The following is a 16,446-nucleotide window of genomic DNA, read 5'->3' on the forward strand; positions in this document are numbered from 1 at the left end:
GCTTTCGCGAGCAAGCCCGCTCCCACAGGCTGACCGCATTCTCATGTTGAAACGCGATCAAATGTGGGAGCGGGCTTGCTCGCGAAGAGGCCCTCAAAGCCAGCGAAAAATTCAGAGGGGTGACATTTCCTGAGCCAAGCCAAGGAAAGCCGCCGGCAACCGCGCACCTTTGCGCTCCTTGAGGCAATACAGGTACTCCGGAATCTGCGGCGCATTCTCGATGGTCAGCACGCGCAACTGCGGGTCGTGGGGCACTTCCTGGCGAGCAATGATGCTGATGCCGATATTGCGCAGTACCGCCTCGCGAATCGACTCACGGCTGCCAATCTCCAGCAGCGGCCCATACCCCACGCCCGCGTTCTTCAACATCTCTTCGGTCAGCCTGCGGGTAGTGGAGCCCGCTTCACGCATCAGCAAGGTATGCCCGACTAGCGCGCTCAACGGTACGTGATCAAGCTTGGCCAACGGGTGATTGCGGTGCACCGCCAGCACCAGCGGGTCCGTGCCCAGCACGCGACGGATCAGACGGGCGTCTTCCAGCAATTGCGATGAGGCCGCGACATCGACGCGGTAATCGTCCAGCGCCTCAAGCACCTGCTGGGAGTTGCCGATTTCCACCGACACGTCCACCTGGGGCAGGCGTTCGCGAAAGGCTTTGACCAGGTCGAGGATGTAATACGGCGCCGTCGCGGCAATCCTCAGCGCACCTTGGACCTGGCCGTTGTTGCGCAGGAAAAACTCGATATCCGCTTCCTGCTGCAACAGCGCCTTGACCATGGGCAACAGCCGCGCACCTTCGTCGCTGACCGTCAGACGGCGGCCGCCACGGTAGAACAACTCAACGCCGTATTGGCTTTCCAGGTTGCGAATCTGGGTGGTCACCGTGGGCTGGCTCAGGCCGAGTTTCTTCGCCGCCTGGGTAATGCTGCCCAGGCGGGCGACCATGAAAAACGCCTTTAACTCAGCACTCAGCACACCACCCTCTCATCCGCTATTTGCGCACCAGGCGCAGGCCATTGAACACCACCAGCAGGCTCACGCCCATGTCGGCGAAGACCGCCATCCACATGGTCGCCATGCCCATGAATGTGACGGCCAGGAAGATCGCCTTGATCACCAGCGCCAGGGCGATGTTCTGCTTGAGGATACTCGACGTTTGCCGCGACAACCGAATGAAAGCCGGAATCTTGCGCAAATCATCGTCCATCAGCGCCACGTCGGCGGTCTCGATAGCGGTGTCGGTGCCCGCTGCGGCCATGGCAAAGCCGATCTCGGCACGGGCCAGGGCCGGGGCGTCGTTGATACCGTCACCGACCATGCCTACCCGATGGCCCTGGCCATAGAGGGTTTCGATGGCTTGCAGTTTGTCGGTGGGCAACAGATCGCCCTGGGCCTGGTCGATACCGACCTGGGCCGCAATGGCCTGGGCGGTGTGGGTGTTGTCGCCGGTGAGCATCAGGGTCTTGATGCCCAGGTCGTGCAATTGCTGGATGGCTTCGCGACTGCTCTCCTTGACCGTGTCGGCCACGGCAAACAGCGCCAGCGGGCCGGACTTGTCCAACAGCAGCACCACGGACTTGCCTTGTTTTTCCAAGGCGAAAAGTTTTTCTTCCAGCGCCTCGGAACACAGGCCGAGGTCTTCCACCAGGCGGTGGTTACCCAGGTGATAGGTCTGGCCGTTGATATCACCACGCACACCGCGCCCGGCCAGGGCCTCGAAGTTATCCACAGCGTGAGTCGACAGGTTTTTATCCACAGCCGCGTTGGCAATCGCCAGGGACACCGGGTGATCGGAACGCGATGCCAAGCTGGCAGCCAGGGCAGGCGCACTGTCTTCGATGTTCGGGAAGAGCGGCAGGTAGTCGGTTTGCACCGGTTTGCCGTGGGTGATGGTGCCGGTCTTGTCGAGGGCCAGGTAGTCGAGCTTGTAGCCGCCCTCCAGGTACACGCCGCCTTTGATCAGGATGCCTTTGCGCGCCGCCGCTGCCAGGCCGCTGACAATGGTCACCGGGGTGGAGATCACCAAGGCACAAGGGCAGGCCACCACCAGCAGCACGAGGGCGCGGTAGATCCAGTCAAACCACACGCCCGCCATGAACAGCGGCGCAATTACCGCCACACCGAGGGCAAACAGGAAGACGGCCGGGGTGTAGACCTTGGAGAAACTGTCGACAAACCGCTGGGTCGGTGCGCGTGCACCTTGAGCCTGTTCCACGGCGTGGATGATCCGCGCCAGCGTGGAGTTGTTGGCCGCGGCGGTGACCTTGTACTCCAGGGAGCCGGCCTGGTTGATGGTGCCGGCAAACACTTTATCGCCCACGGTTTTTTCGATCGGCAGGCTTTCCCCGGTGATCGGTGCCTGATCAATGGTGGACTGGCCGGCCGTGACTTCACCGTCGAGGCCGATGCGCTCGCCGGGCTTTACCCGCACAATCGCGCCAAGATCAATGCTTTTGACTTCCTGTTCCAACCAGGAGCCGTCGGCCTGGCGCACCGTGGCCTGTTCCGGGGTCATCTGCATCAGGCCGCTGATGGCGTTGCGCGCCCGGTCCAGGGACTTGGCCTCGATCAACTCGGCCACGGTGAACAGGAACATCACCATCGCCGCTTCCGGCCACTGGCCAATCAGGATCGCGCCCGTCACCGCGATGCTCATCAAGGCATTGATATTGAGGTTGAAGTTCTTCAGGGCGATCCAGCCCTTTTTGTAGGTGGTAAGGCCGCCGCTGAGGATCGACACCAACGCTACCAGCGCGATTACCCAGGTGGGCGCCACGCCAGTGAAGTGCAACACCTCGGCCCCCAGGGCACCCACGCCAGATACTGCCAATGGCCACCAATGTTTCTTGGCGGGCGGGGCAGCGGCGGGGCTGCCTTCTTCGATAGGGTCGGCCTGCATGCCGATGGACTTGATCGCATCGATGATCGGCGCTGTGCTCGGCAGGTCATGGGTGACGCCAAGGATGCGGTTGATCAGGTTGAATTCCAGTTGCTGCACGCCAACGAGCTTGCCCAGCTTGTTCTGGATCAGCGTCTGCTCGGTAGGGCAGTCCATGGCTTCGATGCGGAAGGTGCTCAGGCGCGAGCCGGCGGTGGGCGCCTCGCTCAGGGTCACGATGGCAGGCCCGGCAGCGCCGGAGCAGCAGGAGCCGGAATGGCCGTGGTTATCCACAGGCGTGAGTTTGGCTGGCCCATGGTCATGTTTGTGATCATGAGCGTGGTCGTGCTTGTGGTCGTGCTTGTGCGGGGTATGAATGGAATGGCTCATCAGGTCGCGTCCGTAAAGGTGCCTGTTGCCAAGTAAAGACCCTGTAGCCACTATAGGGTCAAGCACCCATTTGGAGATTGCTGCGATGAAGATCGGCGAACTGGCCAAACTCACCGATTGCCCGGTGGAAACCATCCGTTATTACGAGAAGGAAAGCCTGCTGCCGCCCCCGGCACGCACCGACGGCAACTACCGCGTGTACACCCAGGCGCACACCGAGCGGCTGACCTTTATCCGCAACTGCCGCAGCCTGGACATGACCCTCGAAGAGATCCGCAGCCTGCTGGGGCTGCGCGACAGTCCCCAGGACCAGTGCGAAAGCGTGAATGCGTTGATCGACGAGCATATCCATCATGTGAAAGCGCGGATCGACGGATTGCTGGCCTTGCAGGAGCAACTGCTGGACCTGCGCCAACGTTGCGGCGGTGGGAACCAGTGCGGGATCCTGCAGCAGTTGGAAGTCAGCGGAGGGGTTGCGGCCAGCGAGGCAGAACCTTCACATGTAGGCCGCAGCCACGGCCACTAAACTAAAGCGAACGCGCAACCCATGTGGGAGCTGGCTTGCCTGCGATAGCAGTGGACCAGCAACATTGATGTCGCCTGATACTCCGCCATCGCAGGCAAGCCAGCTCCCACAGTTTCTGACCAAGACAGGCTGTTAGATCGCCACTTCTGCCTTGATGCTTGGGTCGGCGTCGTAACCCACGATTTCAAAGTCTTCGAACTTGTAGTCGTAGATCGACGCAGGCTTACGCTTGATCACCAGTTCCGGCAGTTTTTTCGGCGTACGCGCCAACTGGGTCTGGATCTGTTCCATGTGGTTGCTGTAGGCGTGGGTGTCGCCTGTGGTGACGATGATCTCGTGGGGGATCAGGTCGCATTGCTGGGCCAGCATGTGGGTCAGCAACGCCAGCGCAGCGGTGTTGTACGGCAGGCCCAGGAATACGTCGGAGCTGCGGATATACAACTGCATCGACAGATGGCCGTCATGCACAAACGCCTGGTACAGCAAGTGGCACGGCGGCAGGGCTTGCTTGCCGTTACGCGCGTTTTCCTGCGGGCTCTGGGTTTCGTCCGGCAGGTATTCGACGTTCCAGCCGTGGAACAGGATGCGACGGCTGTTGGGGTTGGTCTTGAGCGTGTGCACCATGTAATCGATCTGGTTGATCGTGCCGCCGTCCTTGGTCGGCCAGGCGGTCCACTGCTCGCCGTAGACCGGGCCCAGGTCGCCGTCTTCGGTGGCCCACTCATCCCAGATCTTCACGCCATTTTCGTTGAGCCACTTGATGTTGGTGTTGCCGCTCAACATCCAGATCAGTTCGTTGGCGATGCTTTTGAAGTGCAGCTTCTTGGTGGTCAGCAGCGGGAAGCCTTCGGCCAGGTTATGCCGATACTGACGCGCAAACACAGCCTTGGTGCCGGTGCCCGTGCGGTCGCCCTTGGTCAGGCCATTGGTCACGACGTCCTGCAGCAGTTCGAGATATTGCTTCATGTTTTTACCCGTATCGTTGAAGCCAAGACCTCCTGGTCTTGGCATTCGAATTTAAAGCGCGGCGTTCTTCAGCGGCTGCGGGCGATTGTACGCCCACCACAGCATGCCCAGGCCCGCCAGGATCATCGGCAAGCTAAGCACTTGCCCCATGGTCAGCCAGCCCCATGCCAGGTAGCCCAACTGCGCATCCGGTACCCGTACGAATTCGACGATAAAGCGGAAAATCCCGTAGAACAGCGCGAACATGCCCGACACGGCCATGGTTGGGCGTGGCTTGCGCGAGAAGATATAGAGAATAAGGAACAGCGCCACACCTTCCAACGCGAACTGGTACAGCTGCGACGGGTGGCGCGGCAGTTGCGCCGGGTCGCTGAACGGCGGGAACACCATCGCCCACGGTACGTCGGTCGGCTTGCCCCACAGCTCGGCGTTGATAAAGTTACCAATGCGCCCGGCGCCCAGGCCGATCGGCACGAAGGGGGCGACGAAATCCATCAGTTGGAAGAACGACTTGCCATTGCGCCGGCCAAACCACCAAGCGGCAATCATCACGCCGATAAACCCACCGTGGAACGCCATGCCGCCCTTCCACACTTCGAAGATCAGGGTCGGGTTGGCGAGATATGCAGACAGGTCGTAGAACAGCACATACCCCAGGCGCCCGCCGACGATCACGCCCATCGACATCCAGAACACCATGTCGGAGAGCTTCTCCTTGGTCCAGGTCGGGTCGAAACGGTTCAGGCGCCGGGAAGCCAGCAGCCAGGCACCGCCGATGCCGATCAGGTACATCAACCCGTACCAATGGATTTTCAGCGGACCGATGGCCAGCGCCACCGGGTCGATCTGCGGGTAAGGCAGCATTGCGACTCCTCGTTAAAACATTTAGTCATGACGCACCGGACCATGCCGATGTGCGATTAAGCCTGCGTTACAGCTGCGAGATCAAATTAAGAAGTTCACATACACACCAAACAGCCCGGCATGTTAACGGATGAGAGGCGCTCGGCCCAACTTCGAGACGATGGAACACCTGCGCGTCTGTGGGTAGAGTGGCAAAAACACAAAAGGGGTCACCCGATGTGCCTGATTGTTTTCGCCTGGCGACCGGGCCATGCCCAACCGCTGATCGTCGCGGCCAACCGCGATGAGTTCTACGCCCGCCCCAGCCTGCCACTGGCTCAATGGGCGGATGCGCCGCAGGTCTATGCCGGTCGCGATCAGGAAGCGGGAGGTACGTGGCTTGGGGTGAACGCCGATGGCCGCTTTGCCGCCCTGACCAACATCCGCGACCCGCACCAGCCACCGGCGCGCAGGTCTCGTGGCGAGCTGGTCGCGCGGTTTCTCAGTGGTTCGCTGCCGATTGAAGATTATTTAGCCGATGTGAATGGACGCTCGATTGAATATGCCGGGTTCAACCTGCTGGTGGGCACGCGGGATGAGCTGTGGCACTACAACGCCAACGACACCGAACCGACGCGGTTGAAGGCTGGGGTGTACGGGTTGTCCAATGCCGGGCTGGATACGCCCTGGCCGAAGTTGGTGAAAACCAAGGCGGCGTTCAGCACAGTGCTGGAAAACCCCGAGCCTGAGGCACTGCTGGGAATTCTCAGCGACCCGCAGACTGCCCCGTTTGCTGAACTGCCGGACACCGGCGTAGGCCTGGCGACCGAAAGCCTGCTGTCGAGCGTGTTTATCGCCAGCCCCAGTTATGGGACACGGGCGAGCACAGCGCTGATTGTGAATGCCGATGGGACGCGCAGGATGCTGGAGCGTAGTTTTGGCCCGCACGGTGGGCGGCTGGGTGAGGTCGAAATCAACCTGTAGGAGCGAGCTTGCTCGCGAAAAACCTGAGAACGCCGCGGGAATTCAGGCTTCCCGCGTTATCGTTGACGTTCTTCGCGAGCAAGCTCGCTCCTACAGGGTTTTGGCCGAGGCCGGGTTGATCATCCGGGTCAACCCCAGGTTCTTCAGCGCCAATTGCAGCGAGCTGTGGATAACTTGCGGGTTGTCGATGGTCATCAACTCGGCGAGCAAATCCTTGGCCCTGCTCAATTCCACCTGGCGCAGCATCCACTTCACTTTCGGCAAGTTGGTGGCGTTCATCGACAGGCTGTCAAAGCCCATCGCCATCAACAGCACCGCCGCCGCCGGGTCGCCGGCCATTTCGCCGCAGATACTCACCGGCTTGCCTTCGGCATGGGCGTCGCGCACTACGTGTTGCAGCGCTTGCAGAACCGCCGGGTGCAGGTAGTCGTAGAGGTCGGCCACCCGTGGGTTGTTACGGTCCACGGCCAGCAGGTACTGGGTCAGGTCGTTGGAGCCTACCGACAGGAAGTCCACCTGCCGCGCCAGTTCCTTGGCCTGGTACACCGCCGCCGGGATTTCGATCATCACGCCAATCGGCGGCATCGGCACATCGGCGCCTTCGTCGCGCACTTCGCCCCAGGCACGGTGGATCAGGTGCAGGGCTTCTTCCAGTTCATGGGTGCCGGAGATCATCGGCAGCAGGATACGCAGGTTGTTCAAGCCCTCGCTGGCCTTGAGCATGGCGCGGGTCTGGACGAGGAAGATTTCGGGATGGTCGAGGGTAACGCGGATGCCACGCCAGCCAAGGAAGGGGTTGTCTTCCTTGATCGGGAAATAGGACAGTGACTTGTCGCCGCCAATGTCCAGGCTGCGCATCGTCACCGGTAACGGGTGGAAGGCTTGCAGTTGCTCGCGATAAATCGCCAGCTGCTCCTTCTCGCTCGGGAAACGCTGGTTGATCATGAACGGCACTTCGGTGCGGTACAGCCCCACCCCTTCGGCGCCGCGTTGTTGCGCACGGGCTACATCCGCCAGCAGGCCGGTGTTGACCAGCAGCGGTACGCGGTGGCCGTCGGGGGTGACACACGGCAGCTCGCGTAGCGAATCCAGGCCCTGGGCCAGTTGCTTCTCTTCTTCCACCACCTCGGCGTATTGCTTGCGCAGTACGTCGCTGGGGTTGGTGAACACCTCGCCGCGATGCCCGTCGACGATCATGTCGATGCCATCGACCTTGGAATACGGCAGGTCCACCAAGCCCATCACCGTCGGGATACCCATGGCCCGGGCCAGGATCGCCACGTGGGAGTTACCCGAACCCAGTACAGAGACCAGGCCCACCAGCTTGCCTTCAGGCACTTCGCCAAGCTGGGTGGCGGTCAATTCTTCACTGACAAGGATGGTGTTATCGGGGAAGACCATGTTGGTGCTGCGGTCTTCCTGCAAGTACGCCAACAGACGGCGACCCAGGTCGCGCACATCCGATGCCCGCTCGCGCAGGTAGGCGTCGTCCATCATTTCGAAACGGTTGACGTGATCGGTGACCACCTGGCGCAACGCGCCCTGGGCCCACTGGCCGGTCTTGATCACGGTCTTGACTTCGTTACCCAGGGACGCGTCGTCGAGCATCATCTGGTACACATCGAACAGCGCACGCTCTTCGGGGCGCAACTGGGTCGCCAGCTTGGTCGACAGGTTGCGCATGTCGGCGCGCACGCCTTCGAGGGCGGTCTTGAACAGTTTGATCTCGGCGTCGATGTCACTGACGCTCTTGTCCGGCACCACATCGAGGTCGGCTGGCGGCAGCATGACCACCGCGGTACCCACCGCGGCGCCTGGCGAACCCGGTACGCCGACGAACTTGGCTTCCTGGATGCCTTTGCCCTGGCGCCCCAGTCCGCGAATCGAGCCAGTCGCTTCGGCATGGGCGATAACCCCGGCCAGTTGCGCGCTCATGGTCACCAGGAAGGCTTCTTCGCCTTCGTCGAACTGGCGACGCTCTTTTTGCTGGATGACCAACACGCCGACAACACGGCGGTGGTGAATGATCGGTGCGCCAAGGAACGAGGCGTAGCGCTCTTCACCGGTTTCGGCAAAGTAGCGATAACGCGGGTGATCGGCCGCGTTCTCGAGGTTAAGGGGTTCTTCACGCGTCCCCACCAGGCCCACCAGACCTTCATTGGGCGCCATGCTGACCTTGCCGATGGAGCGCTTGTTCAAGCCCTCCGTGGCCATCAGCACAAAACGGTTGGTCTCGGGGTCCAGCAGGTAAACCGAGCAGACCTGGCTGCCCATGGCTTCCTTGACGCGCAACACAATAATCCCCAACGCCGCCTTGAGATCCTTGGCGGAGTTAACTTCCTGGACGATCTTGCGCAGCGTATTGAGCATGGCTCGGGGTCGAACTCCGTCGTCAGTCGCGCGCTAAAAGGCGCGGGGCAAGCTCTTTGAGAGCGCGACGATAAACCTCGCGCTTGAATGTCACCACCTGGCCCAACGGATACCAATAGCTGACCCAGCGCCAGCCATCGAACTCCGGTTTACCGGTCAAATCCATCCGCACCCGCTGCTCGTTGGAGATCAGGCGCAAAAGAAACCATTTCTGCTTCTGGCCGATGCACAGCGGTTGGCTGTGGGTACGCACCAGGCGTTGCGGCAAACGATAGCGCAACCAGCCACGGGTACAGGCCAGTATTTGCACATCTTCGCGCTCAAGGCCGACTTCTTCGTTCAACTCACGGTACAAGGCGTCTTCAGGGGTTTCGTCGGGGTTGATTCCACCTTGGGGAAACTGCCAGGCATCTTGGTTGATTCGGCGAGCCCATAGCACCTGTCCGGCATCATTCGTCAGAATAATGCCGACATTAGGACGGAAACCATCGGGGTCGATCACGGCAACAACCTCGCAAACGCATGTCGCCGCATTGTTCCACAAAGGTTGTTCCAGCGGCAACGAGGCTTCTTACCTTATGTGCACTCTTGTGAAAAGACCGTATTCTGGACGCCTTTTTACAGACTTTTCAGCGAGTAACTGCAATGCGCCTGGCTTTATTCGACTTGGACAATACCCTTCTTGGCGGTGACAGCGACCACGCCTGGGGCGATTACCTGTGTGAACGCGGGATTCTCGACGCGGTAGCCTACAAGGCCCGCAACGACGAGTTCTACCAGGACTACCTGGCCGGCGCGCTGGATAACGCCGCCTACTTGAACTTCTGCCTGGAAATCCTCGGCCGCACCGAGATGGCCCAGCTGGACGCGTGGCACAACGACTACATGCGCGACTGCATCGAGCCCATCATGCTCCCCAAGGCCGTTGAACTGCTGGCCAAGCACCGCGCCGCCGGTGACAAGCTGGTGATCATCACCGCCACCAACCGCTTCGTCACCGCGCCGATTGCCGAACGCCTGGGCGTCGAGACCCTGATCGCCACCGAATGCGAAATGGTGGATGGCCGCTATACCGGGCGCAGCACCGATGTGCCGTGCTTTCGCGAGGGCAAGGTGACGCGCTTGAACCGTTGGTTGGAAGAGACGGGGTATAGCCTGGAGGGCAGCTACTTCTATAGCGACTCGATGAATGATTTGCCGTTGTTGGAGCAGGTGACGCATCCGGTGGCAGTGGACCCGGACCCGAATTTGCGCGCTGAGGCTGAGAAGCGTGGCTGGCCGGTGATTACACTGCGCAGCTGACCGACTTCACCTGTAGGAGCGAGCTTGCTCGCGAAAATCGTCAACGATGACGCGGTCATCCTGAATGAACGCGGCGCCCTTGAGTTTTTCGCGAGCAAGCTCGCTCCTACAGGGAATCAAACAGGCTTGGCGCCCATGAGCCCTGCAATCGCCACAAACCCCACCAGGCTGACCACCGCCAGCACCAGGGTGAAATTCAGGCTCCCGCCCTCGCCCTTGCGCAGCCGATTGAGCCGCGCCACCAGCCAGAACCAGGCCAGCGCCGCCACGGTGTAGAGGATGCTGGAGCCCAGAATCCAGGTTTGCCCCAACGGCCAGCCGATCAGGTGCACCAGCCACCACCCGGTGAAGGGCATGCTCAGCAGGCAAATCCCCATCAGCAGCCATACGAATGCCCAGGGGCGTTGCACGGTCACGGCCGGGCCGGCGCTGCGTTTACGCCACGCCAATACAGCCAGGCCCAGGCCGCTGAGCAGCAGCAATACGGTGGCGGTGATGTGGATCACCTTGAGGGTGGTCAGCGTTTCCATGGTCTCTATTCCTTATAGGCCGCTCAGTCAGCGTAGTCGCTCAACCGAGGAACAGCTGGTAAGCCGGGTTTTCGCTTTCATCCCAGTACGGATAGCCAATTTGCGCCAAAGCCGCGGGCACCAGGTGGCGCTCGTCTGCCGGCACTTGCAAGCCTGCCACCACTCGGCCGTCAGCCGCGCCGTGGTTGCGGTAGTGAAACATCGAGATGTTCCAGCGCCCGCCGAGCTTGTGGAGGAAGTTGAACAACGCCCCCGGCCGCTCCGGGAATTCGAAGCGAAACACCAACTCGTCGCTGACTTTGGCCGCATGCCCGCCGACCATATGGCGAATGTGCAACTTGGCCAGCTCGTTCTCGGTAAGGTCCAGCACCGGAAAACCCTGGCTGGTCAAACTGGCCACCAACGCGCTGCGCGGGTCGTTCTCCGGGTGGGTCTGCACGCCGACGAAAATGTGCGCTTCGCTGCCGGAGTGGTAGCGGTAATTGAATTCGGTGATCTGGCGCTTGCCCACCGCTTCGCAGAAGGCCTTGAAGCTGCCCGGCCGCTCGGGGATGGTCACCGCGATGATGGCCTCACGTCCCTCACCCAGTTCGGCGCGCTCGGCCACGTGGCGCAAACGGTCGAAGTTGACGTTGGCGCCCGAGTCGATGGCGACAAAGGTCTGGCCGCTGACACCGCGGGTCTCGACGTACTTTTTGATCCCGGCCACGCCCAGCGCGCCGGCCGGCTCGGTGATGGAGCGAGTGTCGTCGTAGATGTCCTTGATCGCCGCACAGATTTCATCGGTGCTGACGGTAATCACTTCATCCACATAGTCCTTGCAGATGTCGAAGGTGTGCTGGCCGATCTGCGCCACCGCCACGCCGTCGGCAAAGAGGCCGACGGTCGGCAATACCACGCGCTCGCCCGCCGCCATGGCGGCTTGCAGGCAGTTGGAATCGTCCGGCTCCACGCCGATGATCTTGATCTCCGGGCGCAGGTATTTCACATACGCCGCAATCCCGGCGATCAGGCCGCCGCCGCCCACCGGTACGAAAATCGCGTCCAGCGGCCCTGGGTGCTGGCGCAGGATTTCCATCGCCACGGTGCCCTGCCCGGCAATGGTGTGCGGATCATCGTAGGGGTGGATGTACACGTAGCCTTTTTCGTCGACCAGCTTGAGCGAGTAGGCCAGGGCTTCCGGAAAGGAATCACCGTGCAACACCACTTTGCCGCCACGGGAGCGCACGCCTTCGACCTTGATCTCCGGAGTGGTCTTGGGCATCACGATGGTGGCTTTCACCCCCAGCACCTTGGCCGCCAAGGCCAGGCCCTGGGCATGGTTGCCCGCCGACGCGGTGACGACGCCGCGCGCACGTTCTTCGGCACTGAGCTGGGTCAGCTTGTTGTAGGCGCCGCGAATCTTGAACGAGAACACCGGCTGCAAGTCTTCGCGCTTGAGCCAAATCTTGTTGCCCAGCCGCTCGGAGAGCTGGCGGGCAGTCTGCAAGGGAGTTTCGACAGCGATGTCGTAAACGCGCGAGGTGAGGATTTTTTTGACGTAGTGTTCAAGCATCGGCAGGCATCTACTTCACGGGTTGGGCAGGGCCAAGGAGTCTAACCCAGCGTTTGGCCGGGCGACCACACGAATCCCGAGGTTTTGTTGGGTTATACTCGCCGCCCTCGTTAATTCCCCGCCCGTTCCGGAGCCCGCATGACCCAGGATCAACTCAAACAGGCAGTGGCCCAGGCCGCTGTCGATTTAATCCTTCCTAAACTCGACGACAAGAGCATCGTCGGTGTCGGCACCGGCTCCACCGCCAACTGCTTTATCGACGCACTGGCCCAGCACAAGGGCGCGTTCGACGGCGCCGTGGCCAGTTCCGAAGCCACTGCTGCCCGCCTCAAGGGCCATGGCATTCCGGTGTACGAGCTCAACACCGTGAGCGACCTGGAGTTCTACGTCGACGGCGCGGATGAAAGCGACGAGCACCTGAACCTGATCAAAGGCGGCGGCGCGGCCCTGACCCGCGAGAAGATTGTCGCGGCCGTGGCCAAGACCTTCATTTGCATCGCCGACGCGAGCAAGCTGGTCCCCGTGCTGGGCACGTTCCCGCTGCCGGTGGAAGTCATCCCCATGGCCCGCAGCCACGTGGCCCGCGAGCTGGTGAAACTGGGCGGCGACCCGGTGTACCGCGAAGGTGTGTTGACCGACAACGGCAACATCATCCTCGACGTGTTCAATATGCAGATCACCAACCCGGTGGAGCTTGAAACGCAGATCAATGCCATTGTGGGCGTGGTCACCAACGGCCTGTTCGCGGCGCGCCCGGCGGATGTATTGCTGCTGGGCACCCCGGAAGGCGTGAAAACCCTTAAAGCTTAAGAACAAACCGGGCTAGTGTGGGAGCGGGCTTGCTCGCGAATGCGGTGTGTCAGTCACTATTTTTGTTACTGACACACCGCATTCGCGAGCAAGCCCGCTCCCACATTTGTCAGGCGTTCGACTATAAGCGATGTAACAAAAACGCTACTTTTCGCAGCACTCCTCGCCAAAACCGTGCGCTCTGTCACGGCATCCCCTGCCCCGCCTGGTATCCAATCGGATACAAATTACAGCCACGCGACCCACGCGTTTAACAATGCGCCAATTCGCAGCCGCCCATGGAATGAGGCGCGCATTGTGCAAAGGGTCTGGGCTTGAACGTCCCCCTCACCTCAAGGAAGACCTTGTGATAAAGCCTCTAGCCCTCGCCATCAGCGTTGCCGGTGCCCTGCTGTCCACGCATACCCAGGCCTACGATTACGGCCAGCACGCCAACACCACCCTGGAAAAACTGATCAACGACTACCCTGGCCGATATCGCGGCACGGCAAATTTTGCCGGGGCAGCCGACTGGATGCAGAGCCAGATGGGCACGGCCTATAGCATCAGCCGCCAGGACTTCACCTGGAACAACGGCAGCCGGGCTTCGCAAAACGTGGTGGCCTCTGCCGCTGGTACCAAGGCCCAGTACGTGGTGATTGGCGCGCATTTCGACACTTACTTCGGCCGCCCGGCCCTGCAAGGCCTGGATGACAACGGTTCCGGCGCCAGCGTATTGACCGAGGTGGCAAAGAACCTCGGCGGCCTCTCGCTGGAAAATGGCCTGCAGGTCGTCGGCTTCGGCGCCGAAGAAGAGGGCCTGCGCGGCTCCCGTGCCTTTGTCGACTCACTCAGCGCCAGCCAGCGCGCCAACATGCTCGCGATGATCAACCTCGACAGCCTGATCACCGGCGACATGATGTACGCCCACGCCGGCCAGAACAGCACCGCCAACCCGGCCTTGGCCTCCTTGCGCGAGCACACCTTCCAGATCGCCAGGGAGTTGAACATCCCATTGTTCACCAACCCCGGCCTGGACCCGCAGTACCCGAAGGGCACCGGCTGCTGCAGCGATGGTGAGGCGTTTGAACCGCTGAATATCCCGATCCTTTATATAGAGGCCACCAACTGGGAACTGGGCGACCTGGACGGCTACACCCAGACCGACAACCCGAAAATCCCCGGCGGCTCGACCTGGCACGACCCGAACGAAGACAACAAAGCCGTGCTGACCGATGCATTCGGCCAGGCACGCATCGACCAGCGCCTGCGTGACTATTCACGCCTGCTCAGCCGCCTGGTGCTGGAACTGACCAACGCCGACCTGATGGCATCTACCGCTTCCGGTGGTGCCGTTGCGCGCAATATGCAAGACAACCTGCAGCGCCAGCATCAGGCCCTGGTGCGCCTGCATGATCGCCGTTGGCTGACCCTGCAAGCGACCAGCCGCGAGGTCGCAAGCTTTGATGGCGAGATCGGTGTAGATGGCGAATACAACCCGGACAGCGGCTTCGACACTGCCCCCAACCCCGAAGCCCGGCGCCTGGGCCTGCATGCCCTCGGCGACTACCAACTGACTTCAAGCCTGAATATCGGCGCCAGCCTCAGCTACCTCAATGGGCGCGACAAACTTGAGCATCGCGGCAAGCTCGACAGCGACACCTGGCAGGCAGCCGTCTATGCGCTGCTCAACGATGGCGGGCCGAGCTGGTTGGCCGGTGACCTGAGCGTGGGCCACACGCGCTTCGATTCCAAGCGCAACCTGGTCATCCAGGCCAATGGCGGGCCGATCCTGCTCAACCAGCAACTGACGGGCGACACCGATGCCCTGGCGCTGGGCGCACGGGTGCTGGGTGGCTATGACTTTGACTTTGGCGCGATCAAGAGCGGGCCGTTCGCCGGCCTGGACTACAGCCATTACCGCATCGACAAGTTCCACGAAAAGCAGAACCTGCGCACAGCCCTGGAATACGAAGAGCAGTCTTTCGACTCCCTGGAAGCCAGCCTCGGCTGGCGCGTGCGCGGCGCTGTTGCCCTGCCCTATGGCCTGAGCCTGATGCCCTACGGCGACATCGCCTGGGTCAAGGAACTGGCCGACGGCCGCCTGGACGACCTGCAACTCAACGCACGCGCCGATGGCCAGGCCCGCACCGCCAGGCTGGGCTCAGTGGATAAGAGCTTTGCTCGTGCACAACTTGGCAGCCAACTGGCGATCACCCCACAGTTGGGGGTGTTTGCCGAGGTCAATGGCCGCTTCGGGCATGCTGAAGGCAGCCAGACCGGTTATTCGCTGGGCGTGCAATGGATGTTCTGATCAGGGTTTTTTGAACACGTAAAACAGGTTGGGCTCGCTGACCATATACAGCGTGCCGTCGTCATCCATGGCGATCCCTTCGGCCTGGGGCACGCGCTTGCTCAGGCCATGGCGCCCTTTAAGCAACGACAGACTGCTTAGAGGGCGACCGTCGATATCCAGCTCCAAGACCAGGAACGACTCATCCGACAGCGCCAACAGGTGGCCGCTGCGCTCGTCGTATTGCAGGCTCGACAGGTCGCGCACAAACAGCCCGGCATCGCGCTTGGGGTTGTTGACCACATGCACCGAGTAGGTTTTTTCCGGTTTGAAATGGGGAAACCCATGGACCTCGTAAATCAGCATGGGGTCGCGCTCCTTGGCCACGAACAGGCGCTTGCCCACCGAATCGTAGGCCAAGCCTTCAAAGCCCTTGTTGCCGCCGACGTGCACGCCCAGGGTCATTTGTTCCGCATCGGCGGCGTCGAGGAACTTCGTGTCATCGTCCACATGCACCTTGATCAAGCGCTGCTGGCGCTCATCGCTGATGACGTAGATGTTGTCGCTGATAAATTCCACCGCCTCGGCATCGCCAAAGCCCACCAGGGGAATACGCCGCAGGATCTTGCCCTCCAGCGACAACTCGACCAGTTCGGCGTTTTTATTGGTGACGGTAAACAGGCTTTTGCGCACAGGGTCGTAGGTCAGGGCCGAGACATCGTCGTCGAGCCCTTCGATCGCCTGGCCTTCGAGGGTGACGCGGTAGTCCGCCAAGCCAATGGCGCGCTCATCGGCAGGCTGGTACCACACCCGCCAGTTGAACCAGGCGCGCTCGAACAGACGGAACTGCTGTGCAACCAGCCCGGCAGCTACCAGGGCGAGCAACAGCAGTATGAAAACAGCAGGTTTGGGGCGGGCAAGTCGACGCATCGGGGCGGGCTCAGAGAAAAAACTGGCGAATAGATATCAAGGTCACCTGAATTTAAACTTAAACGCACCGGACTGTCTGGCGAATGCCGC

General features: G+C 61.3%; 14 protein-coding genes. 5 read left to right on the forward strand and 9 right to left on the reverse strand.

The genetic code is table 11. The annotated features are described in order from the left end of the window. Positions 1-111: 111 nt before the first annotated feature. Together BUE92_RS20775 and BUE92_RS20780 are read right to left on the reverse strand one after the other, a co-directional pair. On the reverse strand, positions 112-975 hold the full coding sequence (locus BUE92_RS20775) for a LysR family transcriptional regulator (protein WP_073526020.1): 864 nt from the start codon (positions 973-975) through the stop codon (positions 112-114). Between the two features lie 16 nt (positions 976-991). Further along, the gene (locus BUE92_RS20780) at positions 992-3,268 is read right to left on the reverse strand and encodes a heavy metal translocating P-type ATPase (protein ID WP_073526021.1); all 2,277 of its coding nucleotides are present in this window, start codon (positions 3,266-3,268) and stop codon (positions 992-994) included. An 85-nt stretch (positions 3,269-3,353) separates the two neighbouring features. On the opposite strand from BUE92_RS20780, the gene cadR reads away from it, so the two are divergent. After that, positions 3,354-3,794: a Cd(II)/Pb(II)-responsive transcriptional regulator gene (cadR, locus tag BUE92_RS20785; protein ID WP_073526023.1), complete on the forward strand. Its 441-nt coding sequence runs from the start codon at positions 3,354-3,356 to the stop codon at positions 3,792-3,794. A 132-nt stretch (positions 3,795-3,926) separates the two neighbouring features. Here the strand turns inward: cadR and BUE92_RS20790 are convergent, their stop codons facing one another. After that, positions 3,927-4,760, reverse strand: coding sequence for a thymidylate synthase (locus BUE92_RS20790; RefSeq protein WP_073526024.1), 834 nt, complete (start codon positions 4,758-4,760; stop codon positions 3,927-3,929). Between the two features lie 51 nt (positions 4,761-4,811). Further along, positions 4,812-5,624, reverse strand: coding sequence for a prolipoprotein diacylglyceryl transferase (gene lgt, locus BUE92_RS20795; RefSeq protein ID WP_003195189.1), 813 nt, complete (start codon positions 5,622-5,624; stop codon positions 4,812-4,814). A gap of 216 nt (positions 5,625-5,840) precedes the next feature. Here lgt and BUE92_RS20800 point away from each other — a divergent pair, with 216 nt between their 5' ends. Further along, positions 5,841-6,587 (forward strand): NRDE family protein, encoded by a 747-nt coding sequence (locus tag BUE92_RS20800; RefSeq protein ID WP_073526025.1) that lies wholly within the window; start codon positions 5,841-5,843, stop codon positions 6,585-6,587. Between the two features lie 90 nt (positions 6,588-6,677). Here BUE92_RS20800 and ptsP read toward each other — a convergent pair whose 3' ends face one another. Together ptsP and BUE92_RS20810 are read right to left on the reverse strand one after the other, a co-directional pair. Further along, positions 6,678-8,957, reverse strand: a complete 2,280-nt coding sequence (ptsP, locus tag BUE92_RS20805) for a phosphoenolpyruvate--protein phosphotransferase (protein WP_003195193.1) — start codon at positions 8,955-8,957, stop codon at positions 6,678-6,680. A 22-nt stretch (positions 8,958-8,979) separates the two neighbouring features. Next, the gene (locus tag BUE92_RS20810; RefSeq protein WP_003176750.1) at positions 8,980-9,459 is read right to left on the reverse strand and encodes an RNA pyrophosphohydrolase; all 480 of its coding nucleotides are present in this window, start codon (positions 9,457-9,459) and stop codon (positions 8,980-8,982) included. Between the two features lie 143 nt (positions 9,460-9,602). On the opposite strand from BUE92_RS20810, the gene BUE92_RS20815 reads away from it, so the two are divergent. Beyond that, complete coding sequence (locus tag BUE92_RS20815) at positions 9,603-10,259, forward strand: HAD family hydrolase (protein WP_073526026.1); 657 nt, start codon at positions 9,603-9,605, stop codon at positions 10,257-10,259. A gap of 116 nt (positions 10,260-10,375) precedes the next feature. Here BUE92_RS20815 and BUE92_RS20820 read toward each other — a convergent pair whose 3' ends face one another. After that, positions 10,376-10,789: a DUF2269 family protein gene (locus tag BUE92_RS20820; RefSeq protein ID WP_073526027.1), complete on the reverse strand. Its 414-nt coding sequence runs from the start codon at positions 10,787-10,789 to the stop codon at positions 10,376-10,378. Between the two features lie 40 nt (positions 10,790-10,829). Next, complete coding sequence (gene ilvA, locus BUE92_RS20825) at positions 10,830-12,344, reverse strand: threonine ammonia-lyase, biosynthetic (RefSeq protein WP_034128978.1); 1,515 nt, start codon at positions 12,342-12,344, stop codon at positions 10,830-10,832. A gap of 138 nt (positions 12,345-12,482) precedes the next feature. Here ilvA and rpiA point away from each other — a divergent pair, with 138 nt between their 5' ends. Together rpiA and BUE92_RS20835 are read left to right on the forward strand one after the other, a co-directional pair. Continuing rightward, positions 12,483-13,154 (forward strand): ribose-5-phosphate isomerase RpiA, encoded by a 672-nt coding sequence (rpiA, locus tag BUE92_RS20830; protein WP_003195201.1) that lies wholly within the window; start codon positions 12,483-12,485, stop codon positions 13,152-13,154. 346 nt (positions 13,155-13,500) lie between these two features. Continuing rightward, positions 13,501-15,447 carry an autotransporter domain-containing protein gene (locus tag BUE92_RS20835; RefSeq protein ID WP_073526028.1) on the forward strand — a complete coding sequence of 649 codons (1,947 nt, stop codon included), beginning with the start codon at positions 13,501-13,503 and terminating at the stop codon, positions 15,445-15,447. On the opposite strand, the gene BUE92_RS20840 is transcribed toward BUE92_RS20835, so the two are convergent. Then, a complete protein-coding gene (locus BUE92_RS20840) occupies positions 15,448-16,356 on the reverse strand; it encodes an SdiA-regulated domain-containing protein (protein WP_073526029.1) in 909 nt (302 codons plus the stop codon). Between the last annotated feature and the right edge of the window lie 90 nt (positions 16,357-16,446).

Source organism: Pseudomonas fluorescens (assembly GCF_001902145.1).
GTDB classification, from domain to species: Bacteria; Pseudomonadota; Gammaproteobacteria; order Pseudomonadales; family Pseudomonadaceae; genus Aquipseudomonas; species Aquipseudomonas fluorescens_BV.

What these genes read in the sequence shown, in the direction of transcription:
- BUE92_RS20780 (WP_073526021.1), bottom strand. Translation starts at nt 3,268, where the DNA reads ATGAGCCATTCCATTCATACCCCGCACAAGCACGACCACAAGCACGAC.
- cadR (WP_073526023.1), top strand. Translation starts at nt 3,354, where the DNA reads ATGAAGATCGGCGAACTGGCCAAACTCACCGATTGCCCGGTGGAAACC.
- BUE92_RS20790 (WP_073526024.1), bottom strand. Translation starts at nt 4,760, where the DNA reads ATGAAGCAATATCTCGAACTGCTGCAGGACGTCGTGACCAATGGCCTG.
- lgt (WP_003195189.1), bottom strand. Translation starts at nt 5,624, where the DNA reads ATGCTGCCTTACCCGCAGATCGACCCGGTGGCGCTGGCCATCGGTCCG.
- BUE92_RS20800 (WP_073526025.1), top strand. Translation starts at nt 5,841, where the DNA reads ATGTGCCTGATTGTTTTCGCCTGGCGACCGGGCCATGCCCAACCGCTG.
- ptsP (WP_003195193.1), bottom strand. Translation starts at nt 8,957, where the DNA reads ATGCTCAATACGCTGCGCAAGATCGTCCAGGAAGTTAACTCCGCCAAG.
- BUE92_RS20815 (WP_073526026.1), top strand. Translation starts at nt 9,603, where the DNA reads ATGCGCCTGGCTTTATTCGACTTGGACAATACCCTTCTTGGCGGTGAC.
- BUE92_RS20820 (WP_073526027.1), bottom strand. Translation starts at nt 10,789, where the DNA reads ATGGAAACGCTGACCACCCTCAAGGTGATCCACATCACCGCCACCGTA.
- ilvA (WP_034128978.1), bottom strand. Translation starts at nt 12,344, where the DNA reads ATGCTTGAACACTACGTCAAAAAAATCCTCACCTCGCGCGTTTACGAC.
- rpiA (WP_003195201.1), top strand. Translation starts at nt 12,483, where the DNA reads ATGACCCAGGATCAACTCAAACAGGCAGTGGCCCAGGCCGCTGTCGAT.
- BUE92_RS20840 (WP_073526029.1), bottom strand. Translation starts at nt 16,356, where the DNA reads ATGCGTCGACTTGCCCGCCCCAAACCTGCTGTTTTCATACTGCTGTTG.